This is a genomic window from Caballeronia sp. M23-90, assembly GCF_053574605.1.
Map to the genome: position 1 here is coordinate 1 of NZ_JBSIPA010000188.1, position 11,696 is coordinate 11,696.

Annotated in this window: 8 protein-coding genes and 1 pseudogene; 5 read left to right on the forward strand and 4 right to left on the reverse strand. The window is 61.0% G+C overall.

The features are described 5' to 3' along the window. The coding region (locus tag ACRXB1_RS18785; RefSeq protein WP_449492842.1) for a LacI family DNA-binding transcriptional regulator at positions 1–1,016 on the reverse strand (1,016 nt) is incomplete at its 3' end. 443 nt (positions 1,017–1,459) lie between these two features. On the opposite strand from ACRXB1_RS18785, the gene ACRXB1_RS18790 reads away from it, so the two are divergent. From ACRXB1_RS18790 to ACRXB1_RS18810, 5 genes are read left to right on the forward strand one after another with little or no spacing between them, the layout of a single operon-like run. Continuing rightward, positions 1,460–2,440, forward strand: coding sequence for an ABC transporter substrate-binding protein (locus ACRXB1_RS18790; protein WP_449492843.1), 981 nt, complete (start codon positions 1,460–1,462; stop codon positions 2,438–2,440). A 27-nt stretch (positions 2,441–2,467) separates the two neighbouring features. Beyond that, positions 2,468–3,502, forward strand: coding sequence for a Rieske 2Fe-2S domain-containing protein (locus ACRXB1_RS18795; RefSeq protein WP_449492844.1), 1,035 nt, complete (start codon positions 2,468–2,470; stop codon positions 3,500–3,502). 3 nt (positions 3,503–3,505) lie between these two features. After that, a complete protein-coding gene (locus tag ACRXB1_RS18800) occupies positions 3,506–4,309 on the forward strand; it encodes an ABC transporter ATP-binding protein (protein WP_449492845.1) in 804 nt (267 codons plus the stop codon). A 35-nt stretch (positions 4,310–4,344) separates the two neighbouring features. Next, complete coding sequence (locus tag ACRXB1_RS18805; protein ID WP_449492849.1) at positions 4,345–5,157, forward strand: ABC transporter permease; 813 nt, start codon at positions 4,345–4,347, stop codon at positions 5,155–5,157. Between the two features lie 10 nt (positions 5,158–5,167). Next, the gene (locus ACRXB1_RS18810; RefSeq protein ID WP_449492846.1) at positions 5,168–6,592 is read left to right on the forward strand and encodes an amidohydrolase family protein; all 1,425 of its coding nucleotides are present in this window, start codon (positions 5,168–5,170) and stop codon (positions 6,590–6,592) included. A gap of 18 nt (positions 6,593–6,610) precedes the next feature. On the opposite strand, the gene ACRXB1_RS18815 is transcribed toward ACRXB1_RS18810, so the two are convergent. From ACRXB1_RS18815 to ACRXB1_RS18825, 3 genes and pseudogenes are all read right to left on the reverse strand, one after another. After that, entirely contained in the window at positions 6,611–9,760 is a 3,150-nt protein-coding gene (locus ACRXB1_RS18815) for an error-prone DNA polymerase (RefSeq protein ID WP_449492847.1), read from the reverse strand. A gap of 6 nt (positions 9,761–9,766) precedes the next feature. Beyond that, on the reverse strand, positions 9,767–11,257 hold the full coding sequence (locus ACRXB1_RS18820) for a Y-family DNA polymerase (RefSeq protein WP_449492848.1): 1,491 nt from the start codon (positions 11,255–11,257) through the stop codon (positions 9,767–9,769). Continuing rightward, positions 11,187–11,696: pseudogene (locus ACRXB1_RS18825) on the reverse strand (translesion DNA synthesis-associated protein ImuA); the annotation flags it as partial. The gene ACRXB1_RS18820 and the pseudogene ACRXB1_RS18825, both read right to left, overlap by 71 nt.

Consider the following 11,696-nt stretch of genomic DNA (forward strand, 5'->3'; position numbering starts at 1 on the left):
TCCTGCCATACATCGCCTGCCGACGCGCGTTCGATCAGGCGCACCGGCAGGCGATGTATGGCAGGGTCAGACGTGACGTTGCCCGTGAGCATCGATACCAGCAGCGCCACGCTCGTTCGCCCGAGTTCGGCGGCCGACTGGCGCACCGTGGTGATGGCGGGCATGAGGAGGTTGGCGAACTCCATGTCGTCGAATCCGACTATCGACATGTAGTCCGGCACGCTCAGCGCGCGTTCGCGCAGCGCATCGAGCACGCCGACCGCAATGTAGTCGCTGGTCGCGAACAGCGCGGTCGGTGGCTTTGCGCTCGTGACGAGTTTCGTGCCGATTTCGCGTCCGAAGGCGCGATCGTAAGAGCCGAAGTGGACGAGCTTCGGATCGAAGCGGACCTGTGCATCGGCGAGTGCGCGCTTGTAACCCGCGAGCCGTTCCTGCACCGTGAAGAGCGCTTCGGGACCGGTCACGTGCGCGATCCGCTTGTGGCCGGCGTCGAGCAGATGGCGGGTGGCCTGATAACCGCCTTCGATGTTATCGACGAAAACACGCGGCACGTCCGCGCCCGGCACGTCCTCGTCCACCAGCACGATGTTCGCGCGCTCGCCCATGAGCTTTCGCAATGACCCATCGTCCGGTCGGTTCGTCGCGAAGATCAGGCCGTCGAGATGACGCGTGTCGAGCCAGCTCAAATAAAGCGCCTCGCGTTCGAGCTTGTTGCGCGTGATGCAGAGCGCGAGGCCATAACCGCTGGCTGAGGCGGCTTCCTCGACGGCGTCGGCGAGTTCGGCGAAGAATGGATTTGCGACTTCCGGCATGGCGAGGCCGATGGTCTCGCTGCTTCCAAGGCTGAGCCGCCGGGCGAGACTGTTCTGGCGATAGTTGAGCGCGAGCACGGCGTCATCGACGCGTTTGGCCGTGTCAGGCGGCAGCACGAGGCTGCCGTTCAGGTAGCGCGAGACGGTCGCTTTCGACACATCCGCCAGTTCGGCAACATCGCGAATGGTAGAGACTTTTGCCACTTGGGGTTTCCACGCAGGTTGGGCGCCGGGTTCGGGCGTAGTGTAACGCGGGGATTTGCATGAGCGTTCGCTGGTTGATAATGGCCGGGCACTTCGGCGGTGCGAGCGTGCATCGCGCGGGTGCGGTGTGCACGCCGGCATCGCTTGTCAGCGACGTTCGGGCCTTATAGAATCATTGGCATAAAATTCGCTTAGAAACATTGCAGAGTAGAAGCGGCTAGTGTCTGGTGTATTCGCAGTAACCAGCATGGGGCATTGCTCTTGGGGCGCATCGCGCGCCCGCGTCGACCAGCGTCGGCGTTTGAACGGGATCGTCCGATCTCGCTCAACAAGGAGCGTGCGTGTAGTTGCCCCACCATCTCCCTTGTTGTGCGCATCGGCAATCCGGAACACGTTCAGGCGTCGTAGCTGGCTCCCCACGTTCACTCGCGGAGTCAAAAAACATGCGTGTTCTACGTCGCTTCTTTCATCTTTCAGTGCTTGTTTTAAGCATTATTCTTGTTTCCCCTGTTTACGCCGCCGATTCCGTCACCGTGCTCACAAGCTGGTACGCGCAAGCCGAGCACGGCGGTTTTTATCAGGCGCTGGCTACCGGGCTTTACAGACAAGCCGGCCTCGATGTCACCATCAAGATGGGCGGTCCGCAAGTGAACGGCATGCAATTGCTCGTTGGCGGACAGGCGGATTTCATCCTTGGCTATGACTTCCAGGTCCTGTCCAGCGTGGAGGCGGGGATTCCAGTCACGACCGTGGCGGCATCGTTTCAATTCGATCCGCAGGGCATGCTGGTTCACGACGATGTGAAGAACCTCGCCGATCTCAAGGGCAAGACGATCCTGGTCGCCGGTGCGGGCAGGACAAGCTGGTGGCCGTGGCTCAAGTCCAGATACGGATATACCGACAGCCAGACGCGCCCTTACACGTTCAACCTGCAACCGTTCTTTGTTGATCCGAATGTCGCGATGCAGGCGTATCCGTCATCGGAAACATTCCAGGCGGATCAGGCGCACGTGAAGACCCACTTCTTCCTCTTTGCCGACGACGGTTATCCGCCCTACAACACGACCATCGTCGGCTTGCGCAAGACGCTCGCCGACCGGCCCGACGTGACTGCGCGTTTCGTGAAGGCGTCGATGGAAGGCTGGAAAAGTTACCTCGCCAATCCGGCTCCGGGCAACGCGCTGATCAAGAAGGACAACCCCGAGATGACCGATGCGCAGCTCGCGTTCGGCGTGGCGCAACTGAAGAAACTCAAGCTCGTGACAGGGGGCGACGCAGGCACGCTCGGCATAGGCGCGATGACCGATGCCCGCTGGAAGAAGACCTACGACTACATGGTCGGCGCGAAGCTTCTCAAGGCCAGTACCGACTACAAGAGCGCCTACACGCTGCAGTACATCCAGACCGCCAAGGTCATGCCGTAAGCGGCGCTGATAAAAGGGAATCGAATCATGCTGGTTACACGTCAAAAAGTCCTGCGCCGCTTCTGGTACGCAATCATGCCCGTGTCGGATCTCGACGATGGCCCCAAGCCGTTCACGCTGCTGGGCGTCAGCATCGTGCTGTGGAAGGGCGCGGGCGGCAAACCTCACGCGTTGCGCGACCGCTGCTGTCATAGAACCGCCAAGCTCTCGAAAGGCTTTGTAGACGGCGATGGCAACATCGCGTGCGGTTATCACGGATGGACCTACGACTGCACGGGGCAATGCGTGAAGATCCCGCAGAACGCGGGCGGCGAGATTCCGTCGCGGGCGATCGTGGAGTCGTTCAGGTGCGAGGAGCGTTACGGTTACGCGTGGGTCGCGCTCGAAGAGCCGCTGCAACCCATTCCCGAGTTTCCGGAGGAGTTCACGCCGGGCTACAGACGCATCATGCAATTCTACGAGCAGTGGAACACGAGCCCGCTGCGCATGATGGAAAACTCATTCGACAATTCGCATTTCAGCTTCGTGCATAAATCGAACTTCGGTCTTTTCAATAGTCCGCAACCGTCGAAGTATGAATTTCGCCCCAGTGAATGGGGCTTCGAAGCGGAAACGCATGTGCCCATTCGCAATCCGCAGGCGAGTTTCCGCATCACGGGCACGACCGACGACGTCACCGAACGCCACCTCGTGAACCGGTGGTTCATGCCGTTTTCGCGGCGCTTCGGCTGCATGTATCCGGCAAGCGGCGTGCATCACATCATCTACAACTGCGCTACGCCTATCGACGATAAAACCATGATGCTCGTGCAATGGCTCTACCGCAACGACAGCGAGGAGGCGTGCTCGACACAGGAGCTGATCGACTGGGATCGTCCCATCACCGACGAAGACCGCGAGATTCTCGAGGCAACCGACTATGACGCGTGTATCGACATTCGTCGTCAACAGGAGTGCCACATGGCGTCGGATCAACCTGGTCTGCTGATGCGCCGGATGTTGCTGAAACTGCTCGAAGAGCACGGCGAGCGCGAAGTCTTTCGCATTGCAACGGAGGAGTGAAGCATGAACGCCAATCCCCCTGATGCCGCGGCTGCGCTTTCGGTGCAGCGCGTCGACAAGATCTATGCAAACGGCACGGTTGCGCTGGAAGATGTGCGGCTGACGATTCCTCAAGGCGATTTCGTCTCGCTGCTCGGGCCGTCGGGCTGCGGCAAAAGCACGTTGCTGAAGATGTTCGCGGGTATCGAGACGCCGACGCACGGACACATGCGCTGGTGGGGCCAGCCTTTCGATACGGTCGGCTCAGCCGGTCGCCGCATGTCGATGGTCTTCCAGGAAGCGACATTGATGCCGTGGGCGAGCATTGCGGATAACGTGCGTTTGCCGCTGGATCTTGCGGGCGTTCCAAGGCGTGACGCCGATGCGCGTGTTGCCGACGCACTCGCGAACGTCGGCCTGGAAAATTTCGGCAAGGTGCGGCCGCGCGAGTTGTCGGGCGGCATGCAGATGCGTGCTTCGCTCGCGCGTGCGCTTGTGACCGAACCCGATTTGCTGCTCCTCGATGAACCCTTCGGCGCGCTCGATGAATTCACGCGCAACAAGCTCGACAGCGATCTGCGTACGTTGTGGAAAAAGCGCGGCATGACGGTCGTGTTCGTCACGCACAGCATTTACGAGTCGGTGTATTTGTCGGAGCGCGTGGTCGTGATGCAGGCGCGGCCGGGGAGGGTGATTGCGGAGGTGGCGATCGACGGGGCCGCGGAGCGCGACGATGCGTATCGCGTGTCCGCGCCTTTCATGCAGCATTGCAAGACGCTCTCCGATCTCATCAGCGACGCACATCGCACTTCTCTAGGAGCGCACTGATGACCAGCCCGACACTTACGTCCCGCACGTCCGCCATGAAACGGTTATCGAAGGTCGAGAGGCGACCGCTCTTGCATCGTCCCGGGGCAATGAAAGCCGCAGCGCCCTGGTTCGTCGGCATTGTGATATTGCTGTTATGGGAAGGCTGGTGCGCGTTGTTCAAAGTGCCGGTTTATCTCGTACCCGCGCCGCACGACATTGCAATCCAGTTGCTGAAAGACGGCCCGATGCTGCTCGCGGCGCTGGCTGCAACGCTCAAGATCACGTTGCTCGCGTTCGCGCTTGCAACCGTGATTGGCGTGACGATTGCGTTGCTGTTCGTGCAGAGTCCATTGATCGAAGCGAGTTTTTTCCCGTACGCGATTCTTTTGCAAGTCACGCCGATCGTCGCGATTGCGCCGCTCATCATCATCTGGGTGAAGGACACCACCTTCGCACTCGTGATCTGCGCTACGCTCGTGGCCCTGTTCCCGATCATCTCGAACACGGCGCTCGGGTTGCGTAGCGTGAACCCGGGGCTGATCAACCTGTTTCGCATCAATCGCGCGACACGTTGGCAGACGCTCGTGCGCCTGCGCATTCCGAGTGCGCTGCCGTATTTCTTCGGTGGCTTGCGCATATCGAGCGGGTTGTCGCTGATCGGCGCGGTGGTGGCCGAGTTCGTGGCCGGCACGGGCGGCAGCGGCGCGGGGCTTGCTTATCAGATCCTGCAAGCGGGTTTTCAGTTGAACATTCCGCGGCTCTTTGCTGCGTTGTTCCTGATTACGGTAACAGGCGTGGTGCTGTTTGGCATCACCGCATGGGTGTCGCGCATCGGTTTGCGCGGCTGGCACGAAAGCGAACTGTGAGCGCGATGACATGAGTATCCTGATTCGAAATGCAGCGGCCATCATGACAGGTGGCGCAGGCAGCCCCGACGATCCGTCGCGTGCGGCAGGCCCCGATATCCGCATTGAAGGCGAGACTATCCAGGCGATCGGCGCGCTCGTGCCGCATGCCGGTGAGACGGTGATCGATGCTACCGATTGCGTGGTTTATCCGGCATGGGTCAACACCCATCATCATCTGTTTCAGTCCTTGCTCAAGGGCGATACGGCCGGGCTCAACGCATCGTTGACCCCGTGGCTTGCAGCAACGCCGTATCGCTTCCGTGCATCGTTCGACGAAAAACGGTTCCGTCTCGCGGCGCGCATCGGGATGATCGAGTTGATGCGCTCGGGCTGCACGACGGTCGCCGATCACAACTACGTGTATTACCCGGGCATGCCGTTCGACAGTTCCGCCATTCTCTTCGATGAAGCCGAAAATCTCGGCTTGCGTTTCGTGCTGCTGCGCGGCGGCGCGACAAAAACCCGGCAACTGGAAGCGGAGTTGCCGAGCGCGTTGCGGCCTGAATCCATCGATTCGTATATTGCGGATATCGAGCGGCTTGCGGCGACTTATCACGATGCATCGCCGCGGGCGATGCGCCGCGTCGTGATGGCGCCGACCACGGTTTTGTATTCCATCTCCCCGGCCGAGATGCGGCAGACCGCGGCGGTTGCCCGGCGGCTCGGGTTGCGTTTGCATAGTCATTTGTCGGAGACCGTGTCGTATCAGGACAGCGCGCATGCCATGCACGCATGTTCGCCGGTTGCGTTTTGCGGCGAGCACGACTGGCTTGGCAGCGATGTCTGGTACGCACATCTCGTGAAGCTCGATGCCGACGAAATCGCGATGCTCGCGCAAACGCGCACGGGCGTGGCGCATTGTCCGCAATCGAATGGACGTCTGGGCAGCGGCATCGCGCCGATCCGCGAGATGGCGGATGCGGGCGTGCCGGTGTCCATCGGCGTGGACGGTGCGGCATCGAATGAAGCCGCCGATATGATTTCAGAGGTCCACATGGCCTGGCTCGCGCAACGGGCGCGGCGCGGGATGGCGGCGCAGGCGGTTTATCGGGGTGGGAGTTTTGAGGGTGGCGCCGATGCCGCGACGGTGGATGAAGTGGTGCACTGGGGCACGGCGGGTGGAGCGAACGTGCTGGGTTTGCCGGAGGTCGGTCGGATTGCAGTGGGATTTTCGGCGGATGTGGCGGTGTATCGGCTGGACGATCCGCGTTACTTCGGCCTGCACGATCCAGCCATAGGGCCGGTTGCATCGGGGGGACGGCCGTCTTTGGCAGCGTTGTTTTCGGCGGGTAAGCAGGTCGTTAGCGATGATGTCATCAAGGGCGTCGACTTGCAGGAATTGCGGCGGGAATCGATGAGCGCGGTCAAGGCGATGTTGGCGGAGGTGGGGTAAAGAGTTCATGAAAAGGGTTTAATGAAAATCCCGGCTAACACTGGCCAGCCCGCCCAGCATATGCGACATATCCACCAGCCGCTGTGCAACAAGGTGCTTCACCTCGCCTTCACATTGCCAGGTGCCATACACCGCAAGCAGCGTCGCGCCCAGCGCCTCGCGCCGCTGCCTTTCCAGCAAACTCGGCCACACGATCACATTCACATTTCCCGTCTCGTCTTCCAGCGTGACGAACATCACACCCTTCGCGGTCCCCGGCCGCTGCCTCACGGTCACCAAACCGCAACCACGCGCGAGCTTGCCATTGCGATAACTGTGCAACGTCGCCGCCGGCATCAATCGATGCGCAAGCAATTCCGCCCGCAGCAATTCAAGCGGATGGCGTCCAAGCGATAAACCGACCGTCTTGTAGTCGCTGATGATATCGTCGGCTTCCGACGGAGCGCCCAGCACAGGCGTTGCGTCTTCCATGCGTGCATCGTTCAGCATGTCTTTGTCGGGTACGGCGGCGACCGATTGCCAAAGCGCTTCCCGCCGGTTCCCCGCCAGCGATGTCAGCGCATTCGCTGCAGCCAGCACCTGCAGATCGTGCCGGTCGAGCTGCGCCCGTTGCGCGAGGTCACCGACGCTCGCGAACTGACGCACCGAACGCGCCGTTTCGATGCGCTCCGCTGAGCCATCGCGCATTCCCTTGAGCAGCGATAAACCCATCCGCACCGCGGTCTTGTTTCCATCGGCATCGCGCTCGAGCACCGCATCCCAGCCGCTGATGGTGACATCGACGGGAAGCACGACAACGCCATGACGCCGCGCATCCTGCACGAGCTGCGAAGGCGAATAAAAACCCATTGGCTGCGAGTTGAGCATGGCGGCAAGAAACGCCGCAGGCTCATGGCACTTCAACCAGCTGCTGACATACACGAGCAATGCAAAACTCGCCGCGTGGCTTTCAGGAAAACCGTATTCACCGAAGCCCTTGATCTGCTCGAATATGCCTTCTGCAAAGGCTCTTTCATAACCGCGCTCGGTCATGCCGTTCACGATCCGGTCGTAGTATTTTCCGAGACCGCCTTTGCGTTTCCAGGCGGCCATCGCGCGGCGCAAGGCATCGGCTTCGCCGGCTGTGAAACCGGCTGCGATCATCGCGATCTGCATCACTTGTTCCTGGAAGATCGGCACGCCGAGGGTTCTTTCGAGCGCGACCTTCAGGGCATCGTTGGGAAAAGTCACCGGCTCAAATCCCTGGCGCCGGCGCAAATAGGGATGCACGGCACCGCCTTGGATCGGACCCGGACGCACGATCGCAACCTCGATCACGAGGTCATAAAATTTTTGCGGCTTGAGCCGCGGCAACATCGACATTTGCGCACGCGATTCGATCTGGAACACGCCGACAGTGTCCGCCCGCGAGATCATCTCGTAAGTCGTTTTATCCTCACGTGGAATGTCCTGCATCTCAAAGTGCTCGCCGCGTTTCTCCGAAATGATATCGAGCGTGCGCCTGATTGCGGACAGCATGCCGAGCGCAAGCACATCGACTTTCAAAAGGCCGAGCGCTTCCAGATCGTCCTTGTCCCACTGAATGACGCTGCGATCGACCATTGCCGCGTTTTCGATGGGAACCAGCCGCGTGAGCTTGTCCCGGCTGATCACAAACCCGCCGGAATGCTGCGACAAATGCCGTGGAAAATTCAGTAATTGCGCCGCAAGCGATGCCCACGACTGAATCAGCGGATTCTCCGGATCAAGTCCGGATTCTATGAAGCGTTGCAGCAAGTCCTGACTGGTATCGAACCATTGATGCGACTTCGCGACGCGATCCACGATCTGCGGATCGACACCCAGTGCCTTGCCCGTCTCTCGCAATGCGCCGCGCGGCCGGTATGTCGATACCGCCGCCGCAATCGCCGTCCGGTCCCGCCCATATTTCCTGTAGATGTACTGGATCACTTCTTCGCGCCGCTGATGCTCGAAGTCGACATCGATATCCGGCGGCTCACCGCGCTCCTTGCTGATGAAGCGCTCGAACAGCATGCTGCTGCTTGCGGGATCCACTTCGGTCACACCGAGGCAATAGCAGACGGCGGAATTCGCGGCCGACCCACGTCCCTGGCACAGAATGTTTTCACTGCGCGCAAAGCGCACGAGGTCGTACACGGTAAGAAAATACGGCTCGTATTCCAGATCCACGATCAGATCGAGTTCGTGTTCTATCTGCGCCTGGACCTCATGCGGCACGCCTGAAGGAAAGCGGCGCTGCGCGCCAATATACGTTTCCTGCCTTAGATAGGAAGCCGATGTATAGCCTTTGGGCACGAGTTCATCGGGGTATTCGTATTTGAGTTCTTGCAGTGAAAAAGTGCAGCGCGAAAGTACGGTGAGCGTTTCCCGCAAGGTTTGCTCAGGGTAAAGATTCGCAAGCCGCAGCCGTGACCGCAGATGCTGCTCGGCGTTCGGCGCGAGCTCGTAACCGCACTCGGACACAGGCTTGCCAATGCGGATCGCCGTCATGGTGTCCTGCAGCGGCTTGCGTGAACGCACGTGCATCACCACGTTGCCAGTTGCGACCACGGGTACTTTATAAAGCGATGCAATGTGTTCGACTGTCCCTCTGTGCATATCGTCGAGTGCGCGCTGATGCAGCGTCAAGCCGACCCACGCGCGTTGAGCAAACGTGGTGTCGAGCCATTCGACCTGGGCGTCGAGCGCGGCTTCTTTCGCGGGGAAATCGGGCACGAGGATCGCGAGGCAATCCGGCATGCCGCGCAGATGGGCGAATTCTTTGTCCGGGCGCGCGAGATCGTTCGGCGTAAGCAGGTATTCGCCCTTTTTCGAGCGCATCCGCGCGATGGTGATCAACTCCGACAAATTGCCGTAACCCTCGCGGTTCTGCGCCAGCAAGACGAGCCCGAACGCCGGCGACCGGTCCGCATTGACGAGCCTGAAATACGAGCCGATCACAAGCGGAAAGTCGAGATTCGTCGCCTCCACATGCGCGCGCACGACGCCCGCAAGCGAGCATTCGTCGGTGATCGCGAGACCGGCGTATCCAAGCTGAGCCGCGCGCGCGACCAGCTCTTCTCCACGCGACGCACCGTGGAGAAATGTGAAATTGGAAAACGCAAATAGCTCCGCATACGCGGGCAGCGTGGAGAAGGTCGTATCCACGGCGCGTCATCCAAAAAGGCCGTGGAGAAACCAGCGTGGGTCGTCGGCCTCCGCGCTGCCCGGCCGCTCACGATAAATCCAGTAGCAGCTTTGATCGTTCGCCTGCGCGACGAAATAATCGCGGCTGGTCAGGTTGTTATCGAACCATCCGGCTTCTATGCGTTCCGCCGGTGACACCGTTTTCAGCGGCGAGCCATAAAACGGCCGATGGTTTTTCATCATCAGCTGCAGCGGTTTTTCGAGCAGCCATGCGGGACGCGGCAAATCCGACGGCATGCCTTCGGGCTTGGCGGGAAGAGAGGTATCGGTGACGGAAATCCAGCGGTTCGCGCATTCCGGCCGATGATCCGACGACGGCGCCGCCCGCAGCACATTCTCGGCGCCAAGCCTTGCAACCAGCAATTCCAGCAGCCGGTTATGGTCCTCGGGCGAGCCGCCGGGTTCGGGGAAAAGCGTCTCGGTGGGCGGTTCGGCCGCCTGAATTTTTGCAGCGCTCAACCGCATGGCAATGACCGCCGCGACGAGTTCCGTGCGCCCGAGCCGCTCCTTGAACAGGCGCACGAGATGCTGTTCGTGCCAGGTCGGTTCGGCAAGCGCGATCTGGATGATCGTCGGGTCGATGGCGCTGCGCCCGCGCTCATGTTCCAGCGTGAGCGTGGCGTGCGTGAGCGCGAGTTGCTGCGTGCTCAGCCAGCCGCACATTTGCACGATCAGCCGGCGCGCGGAAAACAGCATGGCTTCCGCATTTTCGATGCGATCCGGCAACTCGATACGCGCACTGAACGCCGGCGGCACGGCCAGCCACTCGTACAACTCGGGCGCGATGCCGTAAGCGCGATCCAGTGAGTCGAGCAGCGCGACGCCGCAGCGTTTTTTCAGGCCTGCGCGCGGCAGGCGCCGGATGTCGTTCAGCGTCTTGCAGCCGAGCCCCGAAAACCAGTCGGCGAACGCGCGCACTTCCTGTACGGACTGAAACGGCAGCGCGCCGAGCTTGCGTTCGAGCGACGCCATTTTCAGCACGCGCCGCCTGATGTAGGCACGGCCCGCGCTTTTGGCAAGCAGCCAGGCGCCCTGACCCGTCGGCGATGTACTCACGCGCGCACTGAGACCGATTGCATCGACGATATCCCACATCTGCTGGCACAACTTCACGATACCGCCAAACAGCCGCAAGCTCGCCGTCACATCCACAACGATGGTTTCCTCGTCGCACAACGCGACCATGGGCGAGAACTTCATCAACGAAAAAGCGGCCTCGCGCATCACGTCCTGTTCCTTGACCAGGTCGCGCTCGAACATCAGCGTGTCGGGCGCCAACGTGAGCACGCCGCCGCGCTTCATGCCGAGGCACACGCCGGCCTCGCGAGCACCCGGGTCCGCGATCAGGACCTTGTCGTGGTCGAGGACGACGCAGCCGTGTTCAGGCCTACGCGACCAGCGTGGACGGAACACTTCCAGCGACAACCGCGGTAGATGGATGCCGACGTACACGGGCATGGGGGCTCAACAAAATGGGAGAAGGTTGCAGGGTGACGGACAGTCTTTCGGTGCGGATCGGGCCTTTGCGCTTGATGACATCGACAACAATGCCGCTGCCCGCCGGACGCACCGCCAGCCGCAACGTAGCCGGCGACGAATCCGGCGCGCACGCAAGCGGGCGCACCACCATGAACAGTGTTTCGGACGACTGCGCGGCCAGGTGCAGACGCCGCAGCGACTCGGTGCGCATATGTTGCTGCCAGAAAACGAGTGCGCCGCAACTGCCGGCTTTGAGAATTTGCTCGGCTGACCAGAGGGCATCGGCCATTTTTGCCGCACGCAACCGGAGCAGTTTGTCGAGCGGCACGCCCAGGTAGGCGAACGCAAGCGAGTTCGGAATATGGGGCGGCTGCACGAGCGCGATCGGGCGTTTGCTCACGGCGGCGAGCGCCGGGCA

What these genes read in the sequence shown, in the direction of transcription:
- ACRXB1_RS18790 (WP_449492843.1), top strand. Translation starts at nt 1,460, where the DNA reads ATGCGTGTTCTACGTCGCTTCTTTCATCTTTCAGTGCTTGTTTTAAGC.
- ACRXB1_RS18795 (WP_449492844.1), top strand. Translation starts at nt 2,468, where the DNA reads ATGCTGGTTACACGTCAAAAAGTCCTGCGCCGCTTCTGGTACGCAATC.
- ACRXB1_RS18800 (WP_449492845.1), top strand. Translation starts at nt 3,506, where the DNA reads ATGAACGCCAATCCCCCTGATGCCGCGGCTGCGCTTTCGGTGCAGCGC.
- ACRXB1_RS18805 (WP_449492849.1), top strand. Translation starts at nt 4,345, where the DNA reads ATGAAACGGTTATCGAAGGTCGAGAGGCGACCGCTCTTGCATCGTCCC.
- ACRXB1_RS18810 (WP_449492846.1), top strand. Translation starts at nt 5,168, where the DNA reads ATGAGTATCCTGATTCGAAATGCAGCGGCCATCATGACAGGTGGCGCA.
- ACRXB1_RS18820 (WP_449492848.1), bottom strand. Translation starts at nt 11,257, where the DNA reads ATGCCCGTGTACGTCGGCATCCATCTACCGCGGTTGTCGCTGGAAGTG.